17 protein-coding genes are annotated in these 21,556 nt (G+C 42.7%); 5 read left to right on the forward strand and 12 right to left on the reverse strand.

Going from position 1 to position 21,556, the window contains the following annotated elements; all coding sequences use genetic code 11:
* Positions 1–63: 63 nt before the first annotated feature.
* Positions 64–2,118, forward strand: a complete 2,055-nt coding sequence (locus ACUR5C_RS14125; RefSeq protein ID WP_454465815.1) for a winged helix-turn-helix domain-containing protein — start codon at positions 64–66, stop codon at positions 2,116–2,118.
* Between the two features lie 98 nt (positions 2,119–2,216).
* Here ACUR5C_RS14125 and ACUR5C_RS14130 read toward each other — a convergent pair whose 3' ends face one another.
* Entirely contained in the window at positions 2,217–3,668 is a 1,452-nt protein-coding gene (locus tag ACUR5C_RS14130; protein ID WP_454465816.1) for an NAD-dependent succinate-semialdehyde dehydrogenase, read from the reverse strand.
* Between the two features lie 284 nt (positions 3,669–3,952).
* On the opposite strand from ACUR5C_RS14130, the gene greB reads away from it, so the two are divergent.
* A complete protein-coding gene (gene greB / locus ACUR5C_RS14135) occupies positions 3,953–4,429 on the forward strand; it encodes a transcription elongation factor GreB (protein WP_454465817.1) in 477 nt (158 codons plus the stop codon).
* Positions 4,430–4,478: 49 nt separating this feature from the next.
* Here greB and maoP read toward each other — a convergent pair whose 3' ends face one another.
* The 8 genes from maoP to ACUR5C_RS14175 all read right to left on the reverse strand — a co-directional run bounded on the left by maoP (position 4,479) and on the right by ACUR5C_RS14175 (position 12,835).
* A complete protein-coding gene (gene maoP, locus ACUR5C_RS14140) occupies positions 4,479–4,895 on the reverse strand; it encodes a DUF413 domain-containing protein (protein WP_454465818.1) in 417 nt (138 codons plus the stop codon).
* A 170-nt stretch (positions 4,896–5,065) separates the two neighbouring features.
* Complete coding sequence (locus tag ACUR5C_RS14145; protein ID WP_454465819.1) at positions 5,066–6,574, reverse strand: FMN-binding glutamate synthase family protein; 1,509 nt, start codon at positions 6,572–6,574, stop codon at positions 5,066–5,068.
* A gap of 31 nt (positions 6,575–6,605) precedes the next feature.
* Entirely contained in the window at positions 6,606–7,220 is a 615-nt protein-coding gene (locus tag ACUR5C_RS14150) for a LysE family translocator (protein WP_454465820.1), read from the reverse strand.
* 27 nt (positions 7,221–7,247) lie between these two features.
* Positions 7,248–8,735 carry an aldehyde dehydrogenase gene (locus ACUR5C_RS14155; protein ID WP_454465821.1) on the reverse strand — a complete coding sequence of 496 codons (1,488 nt, stop codon included), beginning with the start codon at positions 8,733–8,735 and terminating at the stop codon, positions 7,248–7,250.
* A gap of 51 nt (positions 8,736–8,786) precedes the next feature.
* Positions 8,787–9,575, reverse strand: a complete 789-nt coding sequence (locus ACUR5C_RS14160) for an SDR family oxidoreductase (RefSeq protein WP_454465822.1) — start codon at positions 9,573–9,575, stop codon at positions 8,787–8,789.
* 228 nt (positions 9,576–9,803) lie between these two features.
* On the reverse strand, positions 9,804–11,657 hold the full coding sequence (dxs, locus tag ACUR5C_RS14165) for a 1-deoxy-D-xylulose-5-phosphate synthase (RefSeq protein WP_454465823.1): 1,854 nt from the start codon (positions 11,655–11,657) through the stop codon (positions 9,804–9,806).
* Positions 11,658–11,719: 62 nt separating this feature from the next.
* Positions 11,720–12,610, reverse strand: a complete 891-nt coding sequence (gene ispA, locus ACUR5C_RS14170) for a (2E,6E)-farnesyl diphosphate synthase (protein ID WP_454465824.1) — start codon at positions 12,608–12,610, stop codon at positions 11,720–11,722.
* Positions 12,611–12,613: 3 nt separating this feature from the next.
* Entirely contained in the window at positions 12,614–12,835 is a 222-nt protein-coding gene (locus ACUR5C_RS14175; protein ID WP_454465825.1) for an exodeoxyribonuclease VII small subunit, read from the reverse strand.
* A gap of 200 nt (positions 12,836–13,035) precedes the next feature.
* On the opposite strand from ACUR5C_RS14175, the gene pomA reads away from it, so the two are divergent.
* Entirely contained in the window at positions 13,036–13,794 is a 759-nt protein-coding gene (gene pomA, locus ACUR5C_RS14180; RefSeq protein WP_454465826.1) for a flagellar motor protein PomA, read from the forward strand.
* Positions 13,795–13,809: 15 nt separating this feature from the next.
* On the forward strand, positions 13,810–14,781 hold the full coding sequence (locus ACUR5C_RS14185; protein ID WP_454465827.1) for a flagellar motor protein MotB: 972 nt from the start codon (positions 13,810–13,812) through the stop codon (positions 14,779–14,781).
* Between the two features lie 47 nt (positions 14,782–14,828).
* Here the strand turns inward: ACUR5C_RS14185 and ACUR5C_RS14190 are convergent, their stop codons facing one another.
* Positions 14,829–15,716: a hypothetical protein gene (locus ACUR5C_RS14190; RefSeq protein WP_454465828.1), complete on the reverse strand. Its 888-nt coding sequence runs from the start codon at positions 15,714–15,716 to the stop codon at positions 14,829–14,831.
* Between the two features lie 141 nt (positions 15,717–15,857).
* A complete protein-coding gene (locus ACUR5C_RS14195) occupies positions 15,858–17,147 on the reverse strand; it encodes a M20/M25/M40 family metallo-hydrolase (RefSeq protein WP_454465829.1) in 1,290 nt (429 codons plus the stop codon).
* A 452-nt stretch (positions 17,148–17,599) separates the two neighbouring features.
* Between ACUR5C_RS14195 and ACUR5C_RS14200 the strand changes: the two genes are divergently transcribed.
* Positions 17,600–21,154, forward strand: a complete 3,555-nt coding sequence (locus ACUR5C_RS14200) for a S8 family serine peptidase (RefSeq protein ID WP_454465830.1) — start codon at positions 17,600–17,602, stop codon at positions 21,152–21,154.
* Between the two features lie 63 nt (positions 21,155–21,217).
* Here ACUR5C_RS14200 and ACUR5C_RS14205 read toward each other — a convergent pair whose 3' ends face one another.
* Positions 21,218–21,475 (reverse strand): hypothetical protein, encoded by a 258-nt coding sequence (locus tag ACUR5C_RS14205; protein ID WP_454465831.1) that lies wholly within the window; start codon positions 21,473–21,475, stop codon positions 21,218–21,220.
* Positions 21,476–21,556: the final 81 nt, after the last annotated feature.

The following is a 21,556-nucleotide window of genomic DNA, read 5'->3' on the forward strand; positions in this document are numbered from 1 at the left end:
GATGACCAAGCCCATTAAATATGCGATCATGAGGCCAATTCTAAGAAGTTAGGCAATTCAATCATGCGCTGGCGCATTGAAGATTATTTTTTTTGTGATCAACAGCAAACACTAACCATAGATGGTACAAGTACCCAGCTAGAACCTATGGTGGTGGAATTACTGGCGTACTTTTGCCAGCATCCGGATCAAATCATTAGTCGCGACCAATTAATCGATAATGTGTGGCAGGGGCGGGTTATCACCGACAATGCCGTCAGCAAAGTAGTCACTAAATTGCGCAAGGTATTAGACGATGATTCTAAGCAGCCACGCTTTATCGCGACTTTTCCGAAAAAAGGTTACCGCTTTATCGCGAATGTAAAACCTTATCAACAGCCAGTGCAGCAGCCAACTTCGACCATATCTCATCAAGCTCAAGCTAACTTGAGCAAAGCCTTAGACAATCCTAGGAACCTAATGGTAGTTATATTACTGTTGTTGGCAGTTATGTTGACTTTCCAACAAGTATGGAGTCCCGAGGCTAGGCAGCCAACCATCACTCAAGTCAAAGCGTTGACACGCTCTGCAGGTCAAGAAGCTATGCCTCGCATTTCGCCTGATGGAAGCATTATTTCTTACGGAGAGTTTAAAGATGGCAAACTTCATATGTGGTTTAAGTCTTTAACAGACGGGCGCACAGTCGAGCTCAGTCATGGCGAAGGCCCAGACGTTTGGATTGGGCCTGCTTCCTGGAATAGCGCCGGTACAAAAATCGTTTACCTAGTTACCACCAAAGAATCTTGCCAATATTTTATCCGCGAAATCAAGGGACTGAATCTAGGCCCTCCTGAGCTTATTTATAGTTGCCCCGCTGGCAGTTATGGAGAAATTATATTCAGCCACGATGAAACTCGTTTGGTGTTTAGCGAAACCCCTGACACCCATTCGCCCTACTCAATTTTTGAACTCAACCTCACAACCGGTAATAAACGTCGAGTTGCTCAACCTGAGCTTTATCTCGGCGGCAATAGTCAGTTTAATTTGCACCCTACCGAGAATAAATTACTGATTTCATCGCCTGATGCCCAACAGTGGGAAGGCTTCTACGCGTTAGATTTAAACACAGACCAACTCGAATTACTGTTTAAGCAAGATGCCTATATCTGCTGTGGAATATGGGATCACAGTGGTGAACGCATAGTGTTAATGGGCGATCATCCTGCTTACCAACTGCTGAGCTATGACCAACACGGCGGCGATGTGCAAGTGGTTTATTCTGGCGGACTGCATGTGCTAGCCCCCACGCGCCATAGCAATGGTAAGGACTATCTTTTCCCAGCAACAGACTCAAACCGCGATGCTTATTTTTATCGCTTTGAGACCGAAAATGAATACGCGATCGCCAACAGTACAGTCAATGATTTTTTGGCGCGCCAAAGCCCAGATGGTCAGCGCTTTGCCTTTATCAGCATTGCTTCCGGTAGCGAAGAAATTTGGATTAAAGAGCGAGACCAAGCAGCCAAACTACTGACCAGTCTTAACCACAGTCGCCACTACGTAGATTTACTCTGGTCGTACGATGGTACATTTTTGTTGGCGTTAACCCTGAATGAAATTCATAGAATTGATGCGCAAACAGGTGCTATGCAGCGTCTCAATATTCCTCAGACTGAAATCCGAGGTATGTCACTCAAGAACAATACCCAATTGGCCTTTAGTACACACACCGACCAGCGCTGGCATGTGCACTATTATGATTTATCTAGCGGTGAATTAACTCAAGCCAACGAAAAATGGAAATATATTCGATACGCGCAGCATCTGCAGGATACTTTATGGCAAGACCAACGAGGCAAACTTTACGCTGGGGCTGAACCTATTGAGATCATCGACTCTGAATTAACCGAAGTTAATTTGCTAAACGGCCGCAGTTTTAACATCGCCAAAGTAGGTAACACTTGGGCTTGGTTACAAGGCACTCCGGCGCAACATCACCTAATGTTAAAAAAGGGAACTGCCGAAGCCTTTTCTTTGGTTACTCTGAGTAGCCATGATTTTTCACTCACAGAATTTGGCGTCGTTTACCATAAAAATGAAAAACAGAAAGGCGACATTTATCGGACGGTTAGTGATTAATTCACTCGTCTTTTTTGTCACTTTTATTTACCTGTTTACGAAAACAAAACCAAATTCAACAAGCTCCAAAAAAGGCTTAAAAGCCTCTGTACTTTACGTTACTCTACTCCACCAATACAAACGTAACGAGTTTCAAGATAACTCTCAATTCCCCAATGCCCTCCTTCGCGCCCCATCCCTGACTCTTTAATTCCACCAAAAGGCGCAGCAGGGTTAGACAAAACACCTTCATTAATTCCAACCATGCCAAACTCTAACTGCTCTGACAGACGCCACATACGGTTCATATTTTGAGTAAAAACATAAGAGCATAAACCGTACTCAGTTTGGTTAGCTAATTTAATAACTTCTTGCTCACTGTCAAAAGGTATAATAGCTGCAACTGGCCCAAAAATTTCAGTATTAAATATCTCCATTTGCGGAGTAACTTGAGTCAATATGGTGGGTAGGTAAAACAAACTATCTTGCAGCTGCCTTTTGCCACCTAACACGAGTTTTGCGCCTTGCTCCATCGCGCTGGCCACTAGCCGCTCAACTTTTTCAATCGCTTTATCTTCGATTAATGGGCCTATGGTAGTATCTTGCTGAGTACCTTCTGCTACAACCAATTCGTTAACCGCTTTGCTCAGTGCCGCAACAAATTCATCGTGAATTTCTCTTTCCACAAAAATGCGGTTGGCACAAACGCAAGTTTGCCCAGCATTTCTAAACTTGCTTCCCATTACTCCCTTGATTAAAGCTGGCATGTCGGCATCGGCAAAGGCAATAAAAGGCGCATTTCCACCAAGCTCCATCGAAGTCTTTTTAACCGTTGAAGCGCATTGGTGTAATAATTTTTTACCCACGGCAGTAGAACCGGTAAAACTAAACTTATTGACGCTAGGGTGAGTCGTTAAAAGCTCACCAATCGGTTGAGCTTGACTACCCACGACAACATTAAATACGCCATTTGGAATACCCGCTTGATGGGCTAATTCGGCTAACGCTAAAGCAGAAAGCGGAGTTAGTTCAGACGGCTTAACAATAAAGGTACAACCCGCAGCAAGCGCAGGCGCAGCTTTGCGTAAAATCATCGCCGAAGGAAAATTCCACGGAGTAATCGCAGAAACAACTCCGATAGGGCGGCGCAACACCATCGCCCTGCGCCCTTGCTGATTTACCGGTAGAACTTCACCATTAGTTCGCCTTGCTTCTTCCAAGTACCACTGAATATATCTGGCACCATAAATAATTTCACCTTGGCTTTCTTTTAACGGTTTACCTTGCTCTGCGGTCATAATTTGAGCTAAGTCATATTTGTTATCTACGATTAAATCAAACCAATTTTGTAGCAAGCTAGATCGTTCATCCACAGTAAGTTTTTGCCAGCCTGACAATGCTTGTTGAGCACTATTAATCGCCGCCTCAACTTGACTCGAAGAAACTTCATTAACCATCGCAATCGTGTCACGATTAGCAGGGTTAGTAACCGCAAAAGTAGACTCAGCAGAAAGCCACTGGCCATTGATATAAGAAGTCGTTTTTAATAATGCAGAGTTGGATAATTGCACGCTGTGAATAACCTTACCAGTAAAATAGCAGAACCCTAGGGTTTTCTATTGTGAATAGTGCTAAATTAGTAAAAATAAATTTACTATCATGAGTGTTACGCTGGCCAAAGCAACGTATATACTTTTAAAATAACTATATAGTAGCAAATTTAGTAGCACTCAGGTGCATAAATAAAACGAATACATTGATAATATTTAGCTATTAAGCCACTAAAAAAATCAATGATGTTTAGCAGAAATCACTTTAGAATTCCTGCCTATATTTTTAAACCATGGTAACCCAAATGATGCAACGTTCAAATTTAATTACCGAAGCAGGTGCCACTCGGCTAAGAAATGAGCTTGCGGACTTGTGGAAAAATAAACGACCAGAAGTGACTCGCGCTATTACCGCTGCTGCTGCCGAAGGGGATAGAAGTGAAAACGCAGAATATATCTACCGTAAGAAGCAATTGCGAGAAATGGACCGGCGTATTCGTTACTTACAAAAAAGAACCGCAGAAATGCAAGTTATAGAACATTTACCCACGGATAAAAGCCGGGTATTTTTTGGCGCATGGGTGACCTTAGAGGATGCAGAAGGTAATCTAATTTCACACCGCTTAGTTGGTTCAGACGAGTTTGACTATCAAAAAGAATACATTTCAATCGACTCGCCGTTAGCGCGAGCATTGTTAAAAAAACAGGTTGATGATGAAGTCACCATCAACCTTCCTAAAGGCCAAACAACCTATTATATCAATAAAATTGAATATAAATAATTGGCAAAGAGATAACAACAAACTAACAAAAACTTGCTACAAAGCGGCTTTATCCAGCTTTTAAAATAACTTCCTCGGGTTCAAACTCATCTTCAACATCAAGTATAGGCACGCCACTGTTGGCGTCATTCATGGCCACGCTCAAGCACCGCTCTAACCTTGATTCGTTACGCTCACTCCAACCACTACCTATTGAAATTAAACGTCGATTATAGGTAATGTATTTATGCCAGACTTGCGTTAATTCGTTAAACTCGAAGCGCCCTTCTCTAATCGCTTTTGCAATGGCTAAATCGGTTTCATTGGGGTTAAATACTTTTTCTTCAACTAAGGCTTTTAATAAACAGCCATGTCGTTCCAGCAACTGACTTTCTCTTTGGGTAAACACGCCTGAACGTGCAAAGCCATAAGGTAATTTTTTACTGTCTTTAAATAGCTGATTGCTCCAGTAATTACGGTTTTTCATTAGATACACCTCAATTTCAAGCTGACTTAGGTTATTTGATAATTAGTTGCTAAGTAATTGAAGGCAAGATTACACCCAGGTTTTGACGGTTTTATGACAACTAAATAAATAATGAGCGTGAACGTCACCCAGTTAGTTTTAACTGGGCTAGATAGGTTTGGCGAGCAATCTTAAACCGATTGATTGGGGCTGTCTTTATAGAACTGCGAAATTGGAATCGTTAAACCGTCATTCATTACAATGCGAGCGTGTTTAGGAGCAAGCTCGCGCGGGCTTTTAACCCCACATGAATGAGCAATAACACCAACTGCATAACTCATATTTTTAGCATAGTGCGCTACTCGCTGTGACTTTTCAGTTACCACCAAGCCTCTTTGGAGCTTTTTATCATGAGTGGTTACGCCGGTAGGGCAAGTATTTTTATTGCACTGCATTGCTTGAATACAGCCTAATGCAAACATAAATCCACGAGCACAATTGACAAAATCTGCTCCAACGCACAATGCCCATGCAACATCAGCAGGATTAATCATTTTTCCAGAAACAAAAACTTTAATGCGCTCTCGCAGACCGTGATTTTGTAAACGGTTAATAAGCATAGGTAGCGTTTCTTGAATTGTTAAGCCAACATCATCCATTAAAGTCATGGGTGCAGCACCAGTACCACCATTGGCACTATCTAACGTAATAAAATCAGGTGCTTTGTGTTTACCCTGAGCATTAATTTCGGTAAACAATTCGTCTAGCCAAACTTCATCTCCTAAGACGGCTTTAAATCCTACTGGCTTACCAGTAAGGTCACGCATATGGTTTAAAACTTTGAGTAAGTCTTTATTATTATTTATTTCTGGGTGACGGTTTGGACTAATCGAGTCTTCACCTTCTGGAATTGCGCGAATTTTAGCAATCTCTGAGGTGACTTTACCTCCGGGTAAAATGCCACCTTTACCTGGCTTGGCACCTTGGGATAATTTTAACTCAATCGCTTTAACTTGTTGGTGAGCGGCTACTTGAACCAGTTTGTTATCATCAAGATTTCCTTGTTGGTCTCTAACGCCGTATTTTGCCGTACCGATTTGAAAAATAAGATCCGCTCCGCCTTCTAGATGATAAGGAGATATTCCCCCTTCACCAGTATTTAACCAAGTTCCCGCCATTGCCGCCCCTTTAGACAAGGCTTGCACTGCGGGTTTAGAAATAGCGCCATAGCTCATTGCTGACACCCCAAAAAAGGCTTGCGTGGTCCAAGGGTGCTGACAGTTCTCACCGACAGTTTTAGATTGTGACTCGACCGCGTCTTTGCTTAAAGTTGGGTAAGCGCAGTTAACAAATAAAATATTACCTACTTTACGGATATCTCTGGTTGAACCAAAAGCAACCGTATTATCAATGTTTTTAGCAGCGCGGTATACCCAACTTCTTTGCGCGCGATTAAATGGAAGTTCTTCTCGATCCATTGCAAAAAAATATTGCCGAAAAAACTCACCTAAGTGTTCAAATAAATAACGAAAGCGACCGATAACGGGATAATTTCTTTTTAGCGCGTGCCGAGTTTGTAGACGATCGCTTATATATAAAATAACAATAGTAACCAACAACAATAGAAACACGATAACTAAAATCAGCTCTACCCAAATAAATATTTTAGCGAGCCAGTCTTGCATTGATTGCGATATCATTGGGCTTATTCCTTGGTGTTTTACTGCTGATTTAAAATAATAAAAGCTTTGCGGCAAGCAACAACAAAAAGCCTCCCATTAGCCAGTCAAAATAGTGTCCGTGAGTTTGATACCAATCTAATATTTTGGCTCGAGAAAAAAACCAAGCCACTAAGCAAAACCAAAAAATGGTATAAAGTACTAACCATGCGCCATAAAGCGCTTGCCAAATAAGCGGTGTTGTTACGTCCACAATGCTGGTAAATAAAACCAGAAAAAACAAGGTGACTTTGGGGTTAAACACATTCGTCAGAAACCCTTGTTGAAAAGCTTTTGAATGGCTTACTTTCGTTTGGCCTAACGGCTTGTTGTGGGTCGCGTCTGTGGCTCTTGATAAAAACAGCTGAACAGCAAGCCAAAGTAAATAGCCCGCACCAATCATCTTAATAACGAAAAACCAATGCGGCGACTGCGATAAAATAAGTGCAACACCCAAGAAAGTATAAATAAGGTGAATAGAAATGCCGCTTCCTACACCTATCGCGCAAAAAATACCCGCTCGGCGTCCACTGGTTAAAGTGTTTTTTAAAACAACCGCAAAATCAGCTCCAGGGCTGGCAACTGCAAACAAGTGAGCAATACTCAATAAAACAAACTCACTCAGCATGTTTATCGCATCGCCCACATAAAAGATTTAATACTTGATGCATACATTTTTCGACTCAGTAAAAAAGCGCATTGCCTCAACACCACCTTCTCGCCCAACTCCAGATGATTTAACTCCACCAAAAGGCGTTCGCAAGTCGCGTAGCAACCAACAATTTAACCACACAATACCAAACTCTAATTGTTTAGATATTTTATGGCAGCGTTTAATATTGCTACTCCACACTGAAGCAGCTAATCCGTATTCAGTTCCATTAGCTAACGCAACGGCTTCTTCCTCTGTGGCAAATGGTTGCAGCGTAACAACCGGACCAAAAATTTCTTCTTGGTTGGTTCTACACTCAAGAGGCAAGCCTTCAATAATAGTCGGCTCGACAAAGAAACCTTGTTCACACCTTCCGGCTAGCGTCACTTGATTACCACCAAGTAAAATTTTCCCGCCTTCATCTTTTGCAATCTCAATATAGGTTAATACTTTCTCCATATGCGCTTTTGACACTAAAGCACCATGCTGAGTTTGCTCCTCAAGCGGATCACCAATGCGCAGCTTTGCAATTTTAGCAATTAAAGCGGCTTTAAATTTTTCATAAATAGTTGCTTGAATATAAATACGTGACCCACACAAGCAAATTTGACCTTGGTTACTAAATGCCGCCCGTGCAACTTCACTTACAGTTTCATCAAATTCACAATCATCAAAAACTAAGGTAGGATTTTTTCCACCTAACTCCAGCGAGGTCTTCTTTAACATGGGAGCCGTAATTGCGGCAATTCGTTTGCCGGTTGCGCTCCCTCCGGTAAAGCTAATGGCTTTAATTGCAGGGTGTTTCACTAAAGGCTCGCCTATTTGCGGACCTGTACCATGTAAAATATTAATAACTCCGGCAGGAATTCCTACCTGAATACAAAGCTTAGAAAATAAGTATGCCGTCATTGGAGTAATTTCTGATGGCTTTGCGACGACACAGTTACCGGTCGCCAATGCCGGCGCGATTTTCCATGTAAACAAGTAGAGCGGTAAATTCCATGGAGAAATACAACCCACAATACCAATAGGATCACGCAGGGTGTAATTAACCCCAACTTCACCCATTGCATGTGACTCGCTGGCAAATTGCGTGGCTGCGTTTGCGAAAAAACGGATATTCGCCGCACTTCGATAACAGTCTACAGCTTTAGCAAAACCTATTGGCTTGCCATTATCAATGGCTTCAGCTTTGGCAAGCTCATCACTTGCTGCTTCGATAGCATCCGCTAGTTTTATTAATAATCGCGAGCGTTCTTCCGCCGGCATTGCCGACCAACTTGGAAAGGCATTTTTAGCTGCTTTAACTGCGACTTCTAAATCAGTTTCATTAGACAAGGGAATTTTTGAATAAACCAAACCAGTCGCCGGTTCTACATTATCCATATAGCCTTCACCAAGCGGCGCGATGAGCTGTCCATTGATATAATTTTCTATTTTTATTAAATCAACTGACGACTTATTAACCGCTTTACTTTCACTTTTCGACATAACTTTTTCTCAACACTGAGTGTTAATCAATTAAAATTATTTGCAGGCTTTTTATAATGCGCTCGTTCTACCGCCATCAACTGGTAAGCTAGTGCCTGTAATATAACTTGCCGCAGGAGAGGCTAAAAAAGCAACGGCATTAGCAAATTCTTCCGCTTCGCCAAAACGTCGCATAGGAATGATTGCTTTTTCTTCTGCTTCCATTTCTTCAATGCTCAGCCCTAACTTTTCGGCTTTATTTTTAATTATCGCTTCTAAACGCACCGTATTAGTCGCGCCCGGCAACACATTATTTACCGTTATATTAAACTGGCCAAGCTCATTCGCCATAGTTTTTGCCCAACTTGCTACCGCGCCGCGCACTGTGTTGGAAACGCCTAAATTAGGCAAAGGTTGTTTCACACTAGTTGAAATAACATTAATAATTCTGCCATAGCCACTTTTTTTCATGCCAGCTAATAATTTTTGTGCAAGCTGATGATTATTAATTAGGTGCTGATTGAAGGCTGCAATAAATGCTGCAGGCTCTGCGCTGTTGGCTGGACCGGGAGCAGGGCCGCCCGTGTTATTAACCAATATTTGATATTCAGGTACTAGGGTAAGTTGCTCGTCGAGTGCTCGCCCAGTGGCCTCAGTATCAGAAAAGTCTGCACAGATTGCATAGTGGGTTTGGCTACCATCATTTGCTAATTCTGATTTTACTTGCTTAAGTTTGTCTAAGTTACGCGCAAACAGGGTTACATTAGCTCCCATTTTAGCTAACTGAATAGCAATTGCCTTACCCATACCTTGAGAACTACCACAAACTAATGCATGTTTATTTTTTAAATTAAGATCCATTAGGAAACTCGCTTATTTTATTTAATAAAAAGACCACTTGAAATGATTACTGCACTTTAACCAAGGCGGAGAATACTATCAACTAAGACTTAGTCAATTTTGAGCGCATGACTTTATAATTAACCATAAACTAGCTGAAAAAACAAAAAAGCCGCTAGTATCAGCGGCTTTGCTTAGATTATTGTAATGCTTAGCTATTTTAAACGAATTGCTAAGTTTCTAAAGCAATTAGGCACCCTGAATTGCTTTTAAAATACCTTCTTTATCAAGCCCGCAACGTCTTAATAAATCGGCTGGGTCACCATGTTCTATAAATTTGTCCGGTATACCTAAAGTAAGGACAGGCTTTACGATTTGCTGCTGCGCTAAAAACTCTAACACGGCACTACCCGCGCCTCCCATAACGGCATTTTCTTCTAACGTAACAAAACGTTCATGATTAGCGGCGAGCTGTTTAATTAAGTCTTTATCAAGTGGTTTTACAAAACGCATATCGACTACAGTTGCATCGATAACTTGAGCAGCTTGCAGTGCCGTTTGTAAAAGGCTTCCAAATGCCAGAATAGCCACTTTCTTACCCTCACGGCGGACTCGCCCCTTACCCATTTCGATTACGTCTAGGTCACTACCAGGCTCTTGCCCAATACCAGCCCCTCTGGGATACCTTACCGCGGCAGGTCCTTTAAACTGATAGCCGGTAGACAGCATTAATCGACATTCTTTTTCATCGCTCGGTGTCATCACTATCATATTGGGAATACAGCGAAGAAAACTTAAATCGAAAGTGCCATGGTGGGTAGCACCATCTCCGCCAACTAGACCACCGCGATCAATCGCAAACAGTACGTCTAAATTTTGTAATGCAACATCATGAATTAATTGATCATAGCCCCGCTGTAAAAAAGAACTATAAATCGCACAAACCGGTTTAGCGCCTTCACAAGCAATACCCGCAGCTAAGGTAACTGCATGCTGTTCGGCAATACCAACATCAAAATAACGCTCTCTATAAGCCCGCGAAAAAGCGACTAAATCAGAGCCTTCGCGCATCGCTGGCGTGATCCCCATCAGCTTTTCGTCTACCGCAGCCATATCACATAACCATTGCCCAAAGACATTTGAGAAGGTCATTTTCTTTTTACTGCGCGGCAGTTCCGTTTCTTTAGGGTTAAATACTGGAACAGCATGATAAGCAATAGGATCTTTTTCTGCGGGCTCAAACCCTTTACCTTTGCGGGTAACAACATGTAATAGCTGAGGGCCCGAGAGCGCTTTAATATTCTCTATGGTGGTTAGTAAAGTTGGCAAATTATGTCCATCGATTGGCCCAATATAATTAAAGCCTAACTCTTCAAATAAAGTACCAGGCAACACCATGCCTTTCATATGCTCTTCAACGCGGTGCGCCCATTCAGAAATAGTTGGCATGTTTTGTAAAACTTTTTTACCGCCTTCTTTAATACTTGAATAAAACTTACCCGATAATACTTTTGCCAAATAATTGTTTAAGCCGCCAACATTTTCTGAAATTGACATATCATTGTCATTTAAAATCACGGTAAGGTTCACGTCTAGGTCAGCAGCGTGGTTAAGCGCTTCAAATGCCATACCTGCGGTCATGGCGCCATCGCCTATCACGGCAACAAAACGTCGCTCGTCGCCGCGAGCTTTAGCCGCAACCGCCATTCCTAACGCAGCACTTATCGACGTACTTGAATGGCCAACCCCAAAAGCATCGTACTCACTTTCAAAACGTGATGGGAAAGGATGCAAGCCGTCTGTTTGGCGAATTGAAATTAATTCTTCTTTACGTCCCGTAAGTACTTTGTGTGGATAAGCTTGATGACCCACATCCCAAATAATTTTATCGCTAGGCGTATTAAACAAATAGTGCAATACCACGGTTAACTCGACCGTACCTAGCCCTGCTGCAAAATGTCCACCGCATTGGCTTGTCGAGTCGATTAAAAACTCGCGCAATTCAGTACACACTTCACTCAGTATTTCTCGCGGCAAGGCGCGGAGTTCTGCAGGCGTATCAATTAGCGCTAAGTTAGGGTATTTTTCAGGGTTACACAGCATATTGTTTAACTTCTGTTCGGTTCGGACCTGTCTAACTAACAACATAATCCTAAAATATTAGATTAAAAGCGTCTCTGAACGATATATTTTGCAAACGCGGCCAGATTATCGCTGTTATAGGGTAACTCATGCAAGGCACTTAGGGCTTTTTCCACTAAATCCTCGGCTTTTTGTTTGGCTCCAGCTAACCCTAGCAATGCAGGAAAGGTGGATTTGTTTTTTGCGACATCGGATCCTTGTGGTTTGCCTAAGGTTTGAGTATCGCTTTCTATGTCTAAAATGTCGTCTCGAATTTGGAACGCTAGCCCTAAACTTTCACTATAAACTTGTAATTGTTGCAGCACATGAGCATCTCTTACGTCGCTAGCTAAATAGCCCATTAAAACGGAAACGTTTATCAACGCCCCGGTTTTCATACTGTGCATCGACTCTAAAGTCTTCAGGTCTGCCGGTCTGTCGGTCATTTCAAGGTCAATGGCCTGTCCACCCCCCATTCCCAATGAGCCACTCGCCCGTGAAACTTTGGCTAACATTTGCAGCCTTACCTCTGGCGACACCGCTAGCTTTGGGCTGGCAGCAAGCAATTCAAACGCTAGTGTTTGCAAAGCATCACCAGCTAATACCGCAGTCGCCTCATCAAAAGCAATGTGGCAAGTAGGAATGCCACGCCTTAAGTCATCATCATCCATGCAAGGTAAATCATCATGAATAAGTGAATAAGCATGAATTAACTCCACCGCAATAGCCGGTATGTCAAGCTGTTGATTGCTCGCTCCTAGCATGTAACCCGTGGCGTATACTAATGCAGGACGCAGTCTTTTACCGGGGTTTAAAGCCGAATAACGCATCGCTTGATGTAGGCGCACAGGCGCAATGCTTTCACTAGGCAAGTGCTGTTCAAGCAGCTCCTTAGTGTGCGCCTGAACCTGAGTGAGAAATTCTTGATGTGGCATAATTTAGTCTTTATCAAAAGGCTCTAATTGATCGTCAGTTTGCGACAGGATAGTGACTTTTTGCTGCGCGCTATCGAGCAATTTCTGGCACTCCCGTGTCAATTTAACGCCTTTTTCGAACTGAGCTAGTGACTCTTCTAGCGGAAGATCACCTTTCTCTAAGCTCTCCACTATAGTCTCTAATGACTCAAGCTGTGCTTCAAAAGATACTTTTTTCGTTGCCATGACAGTCTCTAACTTGTAAAAAGGGCGATATTGTCGCGCATTTCGTCATTGAAAGAAATAATAAGCGCTTTAAAAACATAATTTTGTTGCAAGACTGGAATTGTCAGGAAACTTGACTAATCTTGAAGTAAGCAAAACAAAAGATTAAGTTGCGAAACTCTGCACATCGCAACCGATTGAAAGCAAAGGAGCTTTTAAAGTTGGACATAGCAACACTCGTTGGGTTACTCGGCGCAATCGCCATGGTCGTCATGGCAATGGTTCTTGGCGGAAGCATTCTCACCTTTATAGATGTACCTTCTATATTAATTGTGGTAGTAGGCACTCACTTTGTCGTCATGATGAAATATTCTCTGGGTGATTTTCTTGGTGCAGCCGGCTCTGGGATGAAAGTATTAACCTTTAAATCACCAAATTGCGATGAATTAATTGAAAGCATCGTAGAGCTTGCCGACATGGCGCGCAAAAGTGGTTTGCTCGCATTAGAGGGCGCTGAGATTAATGATCCTTTTATGAAAAAGGGTATTGGCCTACTCGTGGATGGTCACGACGGTGAAGTGGTACGGAATATTTTAGAAAAAGAAGTCAAAATGGCATCTGCGCGTCATGTCGCTGGAGCAGGAATTTTTAAATCAATGGCAGATATTGCGCCTGCGATGGGCATGATTGGTACACTCGTTGGCTTAGTTGCCATGCTGTCGAATATGGACGATCCTAAATCAATTGGACCAGCAATGGCGGTAGCATTATTAACAACTTTGTATGGCGCCATAATGGCCAATATGGTGGGCATACCAATTTCTGATAAATTAAAAATTAGAGATGAAGAAGAAAAAACCGCTAAAAATCTAATTATTGATGGCCTGCTCGGTATCCAAGCTGGTCAAAACCCTCGTGTCATCGAGCAAGTGTTGCATGGCTATTTAGCTGAGGGCAAACGCCCTACCGCAGAAGAATAGGTTGAGCCACAAGCAATGAGTGATTTAGAAGAGTGTGACTGTCCCCCGGAGGGTCTCCCCGCCTACATGGGAACCTTTGCCGATCTCATGGCACTACTTATGTGCTTTTTTGTTTTGCTACTTTCGTTTTCAGAGATGGACGTATTAAAGTTTAAGCAAATTGCAGGCTCTATGAAGTTTGCTTTTGGAGTGCAGAATAAAGTTGATGTAAAAGATATTCCCAAAGGAACTAGCATCATTGCAAGAGAATTTTCGCCGGGCAAGCCTCAGCCCACCATTATAGAATCGGTCATGCAGCAAACCGTTGATGTTACTAAAGAAACCCTCGAATTCGACGAAGCAAGCGAAGACTCTGCTGAAGATGGCGATGGTGAAAAAGAAAATCAAGGTGACGGCGCACAAAGCCAGCAAGGTGCTGGGCAACAACTCGAAAGTGAAACTGCCGAAGAGAAAGCTGCGCGTTTAGCCAAGCAACAAGAAGAAGCCGAAGCACTAGCTCAATCAATTGCAGAGGCCTTATCCATGGAAATTATCGACGGCCAAGTCGAGCTAATCGCCAAAGGTGCTTATGTGGTTATTCGCATAAGAGAAAAAGGCTCTTTTGCGTCAGCCTCAGATACCATAGAAGAAGAGTTTGTTCCGGTGATCCGCAAAATAGAGACTATTTTACAGGACACCAAAGGTGAAATTAGAGTCGCAGGACATACCGATAACTTACCAATTGATAACGAATATTTTCGTTCTAATTGGGAGCTTTCTGGCGGCCGAGCAGCATCGGTTACAAGAGAGCTATTAAAAAGTGGAGCACTCGATAGAAACCGCTTTGTCATTACCGGTTATGCAGACACTAAGCCCATCGCCGATAACACAACAAGAGACGGTCGCGCCGCAAATCGCAGAGTAGAAATTATCATTGTGCAAGGTGAACAACCAACCGGAGAAGTGGTTGGCGTTGGTTTAGACTCTCCTAGTCAAGAGAATCCATAGTACACCGATTAGAAACACAAAGCGTGCTAAGGCTGTTATCACAGGGTTCAATTTTGTAATTTCGCAAACTCTCGATCACGTTTTGCTAACTGCTCTCGACTCGCGCGGCCGTGGCTTAATAAACTTTTGTGAGACGCAAACAATAAGTTTAGCATGACCCGTTTTTCATTCCCGCGATGCCGACGATGAAACGCTTCTGTATTCTCAAAAAAAACGGTGCCTGCTGGTCCTAAAACATTAAGTATCGAACCCGCAAATCGTTGCTCCCCCTCAGCTATGCTGAGTTCACCTTTTAAAATATCTTTTAGCAAGATTTGTTTATGGCTACTTTTAGCCACCACATGGTATGAAGAGTTTACTTTCACATCGGTTAAATACACATAAACATTCAGCGATTCCCACCCCGCATAATCAAAATGAAATGCATTCTGGCCGTCAAACGGTAAGTTAATTTCGGGCTGCGAAACAAATAACGAGGCCTCTAATAATACTGGCTCACATTGTAAGTAATTTCTTACTACTTTAAGAATATTAGGATCTTGGGTAATTTGTAAAATATTAGAATTAACCTGCTGCACATACTGATACTCGTCTGGAGGTAATTGATTAGTTACTTGAGTAATCGCGGTTAGAAGGTCTTTAGGTAACTGCCCACCAAATGCAAAGCTGTTATCGCGTATTTCTTGAACCACTTGATCAACAACAATATTAGGCAATATTGAATGCTCAGAAAGTTGCTGCTGAGGGATTGGGCGTAGCATTCTAATTAGCTTAATAGGTACTACGCGCCACGGCCCAAAATGGATAATTTGACGTAGTTTGTGAAGCCTTTCCGATAACGATAAAGACTGCGAAATTTTACGTAAAAAGCTAAGAATTAAATACCATTTTGTAAGATGGTAAAAATTTGATGTCGGTTTGCCATTAGATTCCATATCCTTATTAATTCCTATTTTTGGCGTAACAACTTAGCCATCAATTAGTTAAGATTTAATTAACTGGTGGCCTTTCCTGCGTATAAAAATCAATACCGTGGGTCACAAGCATACAAACTTCGGTCCACGCTAGTTGTTGTTTTATTTTGAACTATTGAGCAATCGATAAATAAGAATCGATACTCGCTGAGTCACTGCGTGTAGGCTTTTTAAATCTGCTTTTTCATTGACGCTATGCGCGCCAATGCCATAAATTCCTAATCCATCAATTGAAGTGACATAAGGTGCTACAAAGCTAACGTCTGCCGCACCGCGCCTTTCCGGTGGAAACGCCTTTTGCACCGGCAAGCCTAAGTCAGTATTAACTTGGTTAAGTTGCTGCAGTAATAATCGGTTGGCTGCCGTTTCCTGCATTGCAGGATAGCTGTCGGTGAAAATAATTTCAGAAGAAGTCTGCGGTAAACTATCCTTCACTATCAGCCGCATTTTATCGCGCGCCGCTTCCTTCTGCTTTTCATTCATAAACCTTAAGCCGCCATAAGCGACAGCTTGCTGAGCAACAACATTAGTTTTTCCAGAAACCGTTTGCGAAGTCAAAGTTTCTCCTTGCTCAATAAAAGTGCCGCTTGCCACCACGCCAGGATTAAAAGTTAATCCAAAATCACCACGTACTTCATTATAAAAACGATTAAGTATTCTAGCCATTTCAAACGCCGCTCCAGCACCAACACTTTCGTTAAAAATAGCTGAAGAATGGGCTCGTTTGGCAGTTACTTTAAGCTGCCAGCCGGAAGATCCTCTGCGCCCTATCACCGACCACTCAGGGTGACCAGTTTCAAAATTTAGTGCATAGTCAGATTGTTTGGCTAAATCGATAAGAGCTTTTCTAGATTGAGATATTGGCTTACCGGCAGACTCTTCATCACCGGTAAAAAAGAAATGAATAGTCCCCCGCTTTAATTCAACTTGCTCAATTAAAGCGCGCACAGCATACAATGCAATTGTATTGCCGCCTTTCATGTCAGCCACACCAGGACCAGTTGCAATTTCGTTTTGCTGGCTATAGGTTTGAAATGGGCTATCTATTTCAAACACTGTATCAAGGTGTCCCATGAGAAGTATCACTGGCCCATCCCCAAACCGTCGCGTAGCCACAAGATGTCCAGCGCGATTCATGGCTACAGGCATATCAATCCAACGCGTAGTAAACCCTAGCTTAACAAGTTCGGCGTTGATTAAGTCACCCACCAGCTTAACGCCTTTTACATTTAGCGTGCCCGAGTTAATATTGACCGAGTCTGCTAATAGTTGTATTTGTTGCGGTACTAGCTTTTCAACCTGACTGACAACTTTTTGTTCGGTGACAGAAAGCTGTGCATTGCTCACGACTGAGTAAAAACTCAATCCAAGAATCAGAAAAAATACTCGCATGCGCAGCTCTCCCTTGAATAATTTAATTTAGATACTGCCTTAGCTTTGGTAAGAATTCAATTAATATAACAATTTATAAAAAGTCACTCGGCTAAACTCTGGTTGCTTATATTAATTTTGAGATATTTTGCCGTTATATTAAAAATGAATAACTCCTCAGTTCCAATTCACAATTGGCAATTAAAACACCTTATATAGTGGATTCCCCCTACAGCATTAAGGGGATTCTCCTGATACCCCCTAGTTTTAGTTTATGTCATCGTAATCGCGCTCAATTTTTAACCATAACGAGGAGATTAAATAGACTTTTAATGGGCTATTTTAATCCGCCTCAAAATGTGTGTTGTGATGAATCAGCGGCAGTATCACTACAACAAAAAAACTCAATGCCACCTCAAACTAAAAAAAATTATAAGTGGCTTTTTTATAACGATAAAAATGAGGAAAAAATCATGTCGAATCCATTTCGAAGGACTGGTGCGAATCTTGTCGTCGCCCTTGCTCTAGGTGTTACATCAACATCAGGCTTAGCAAAGTCAGTAATTGTTGAACTCAATGACGCACCTGTCGCTCATCAAATTTACCAAGCTAAAAAGTCCGGCAGCCCGTTAACAGATGCTCAAATTGAAGCGTTGCGCAACGAACTAAAAAACAAACAAAATGACTTTTTACAAGCATTAACCAACAGCGGTATTAGCGCTCAAATAGAATCAGTGGATATACCGCTTTTTAACAATGAGACCACCAATGTTGAGTATCGTTATACTTTAGTATTTAACGGTATTAACTTAGACGTGCCAGACTCCAACTTAGCAGCTTTGTCGTCAATGCCCCAAGTGAAAAAAGTTCACGATGTAAAGGAGCTAACACCGCAACTCGATCGCAGTACTGCGTATACACAAGCGCCAAAACTCTATGGACAAATTCCTGAGCTAACGGCTTACGATGACCACCGTGAAGGATATGAAGGGCAAGGCATTTATGTTGCAGTTATCGACACAGGAATCGATTGGTCTAACCCAATGTTTGGAGACGATGCAACGCCACCAAGACATGGGGCTCTGCCACCGACACCCGCGGCCAACAATAATAAAGTGACATACTATTTACCAATTACTGGAGAGGGCGTAGACACATACGGTCACGGCACTCATGTTGCCGCAACGTCATCTGGATACTTAGGCTGGGCACCGGGCTCCGACGGCGTGCCTAACACATCTGATGATGTACCTGTACATGGTGTCGCTCCTCAGTCAAAGCTAATGGGGTATCAAGTTTGTAATGTGGCGGGGCGCTGCTTAACCCCTGGAACATTACTTGCTCTTGAGGACGCAGTTTCTCCAAGAACACTAACCGGATATGCTAAACCAGTTGCTGACGTCATTAACCTAAGTTTAGGCGGCCCAGGCGGTCCAGACGACTCCTCTGCCGTAGCAGCCAGTAATGCAGCTTTAGCTGGCGCTGTTGTGGTGGCAGCCGCTGGCAATGACGGCCCAGGCGAAAATACTTTAGGCTCACCTGCGGCAGGACGTCACGTGATTGCCGTGGCAGCCAGTAATGATCCTGGCGTTATTCCTAATAGTGTTGAAGTATTAACGCAAGACGCTAGTGGCCCAGACACCAGTATTCCTGCTATGGCAGCCGCCTTATCTGCCGACTCCAATGCAAAACAGCCTATTACTGCGCCAATACGCGGCCGTTATGTTTACGCCGGTTTAGCGGACACGCCAGACCAAGTTCCGGTTAGCGTTGCTGGAAATATATGTTTGGCAAAAAGAGGTAGTACTGCAGAAGCCGCAGATAATGGTACGGGTTTATTTACCAATAAAGCCGCTAACTGCCAAGCCAAAGGTGCGATTGCGACGGTTATTTATAACAACGAGCCTGGTGAAGTAGGTGCGGTATTAGCTCCTGCTGCGACTCCGGTCATGACTATTTCCGGTAGCAATGGCGAAATTCTTCAATCGCTAGGCTATGATGCTGCGGGTATTTCTAATCGAGAAATTCAACTCAACCCATTGGATCCTAACCTGTTTGTACCTTCAATCGCAGGATTTAGTTCGCGTGGCCCGATTATCGGGTTAGGTCAAATTAAAGCCGATTTAGCTGCTCCTGGCGTTGCAATCTTAGCGGCGACCACTAAAAGTGGTCCACCTACAGCCTCTATGGCGAACCCTACTGGTTACACATCGGCTAACGGTACTAGTATGGCTTCTCCTCATGTTGCTGGTGCAGCAGCATTAGTGCTGCAAGCTAACCCTAGCTGGTCAGTCGCAACGGTAAGAGCTGCGCTAATGAACACGGCAACAAACCCGCGCTTTGCCGATGACACACCCAAAGCAGATGGCATTGAAAATGATAGTATTCTAGCGCAAGGTGCTGGCCTAATTGATGTTAATGCCGCTGCGAAAACTCGAGCAATCATGGGTATACCTGGTGACGGCATCATTGAACCAGAGTTTTTAGCAAGTTACTCTTACGCCACCCTTCCGGTGGTTAATAATCGCATTTTAAATAGCGCTCCAGTGACTGTAACGATGCAAGGGTTAAACTCTGAGCCAACCACTTATGAGCTAAGCATTGCTAATAATCGAGAACTACAAATCGACGGCATTTCAGTGCGACTATCAAAGTCGAGCGTTAGTGTTAGTGGCAACGATACCGCAACTTTTGATGTTGTTGCAGAAATCGACGGCGATAAAATTCGACAAGCAATGCAAACTAGAAGCAATGGCGATACATCACCACTACAAATGATGTGGTATGTGGTTGCTAAAAGTAGCAATGGTAGTGAAAGCTTGCGCATGCCGTTTTATCTTAAACCCACGATGAGTGAGCCTGCTGCAGTTGTTGGTACGCAAAGCGAAACTTTTAACGGCAGCTTATTAGCGGGTGACAATAACGCAGCAGCAGTGGAAGGTGCCACTTATATCGACTTTCCTGTTGAAGTGACAGATGCTGCGTTCCGCTTAGTTGGTGATTTAACTTATAATGGCAATGGTATAGATGACATTGATTTATTTTTACTAGACCCTAACGGCAACCAAATTGGCGCTTCAACTAATGCCGGTGGACCTGAGCATATTGAAGCTAATGTTTCTAGCGCAGGAACCTACACTTATCGCGTATCTGGTTGGGCTAATGCACCAGTTGCATTTCAACTAAATAGCACTCAAGAACTGGGTGGCATCGCTCCATCACTTTCACAGCCAGCTGCTGACTTTGTTAACAACCAAAATCAAAGTGTAGATTTTGACGGCGAAATTACCCTTAACTGGATGCCAAATGGTGGCGAGCGAGCTTTTGAAATTGAGCATTCAAGCGATGGCGAAAACTTCACTCTGCTTGGCTCGGTCGATGCAACTACCACCGAGTATACCGTTAACGATGTTTCTAACGGCGTACACTATTATCGAGTTAAAGCATTATTCGACGGCAAGCTAGGTTTTTATGTGTCGCCACCGAGTGAGGCTGTTGAAGTACTAGTCGATAGACGCAGTAAAAAAAATATTACTAGTAAAGTTGACTCGAGTATTTCCAACGTGAGTTTAGTTAATGGTGTATTTAGTCTTGATCTTGCTTTACTAAACAAGTCAAATACTGACTATGTGCCTTTAATGGAAATGAAAGTTTTCAAAGTGAAGTCGTCAACTGGTACGGTAAAAGTACTCAATGCTGATCACGGCGGCGATGGCAGAGGAAAAAACGGTGCGTTTTTTAGTTACTCTAATTCGCTCGGAGATGATCAAGTATTTTCTGCGGGAGAAACTTCGGCAGTGCGTACTTTAAAATTTGATGATACAGCGCACGAACTATTTACTTTTAGAGTAAAAGTTACGGCTTATAAGCAACGCCAAAGTTCAACCACTAGTCAGCAACAAATGGCTGATGCAGAAGTTGAGCCACAACCAAGCTTAGAGGAGCAGGTGTTAGCATTTACTGTAAACCCGTTAACTGGAAGTGTCCTTGTAGACTTAGTTGAAGAAGTAGTCGAGCTAGCTCCTTAATACAAAGAAGCAAAAATTAAAGCCATTGTAATTCGTTACAATGGCTTTTTTACACAAAAAATTTTAATCTTGATTAGCTTCTTGATGCCATTGCTTTACTGCGGATAAATTAAATACCCATTCTTGCAATTGCGATCCCCGCTGCTCCACTGGCATTCCATCTCTAATCCAACGCTCTACGGTGGTTATTGTCACATCCATCATACTAGCGAGAGTATCTTTACCAATAATTTGATCATTTGGCATATAGCCTGTGGCATCCGCTGCAACATCTCTGTTTTGGCGTCGTTTGGCTTGTCGTAAATAATTTGAACTTCTCATAATGCATACTCATCAGACCAGAAACACACTATAACTATAGTCCATAAATCGTATTATTGGTTTAGCAAAATGATTGAAAAA

The organism is Aliikangiella aequoris, from assembly GCF_053709105.1.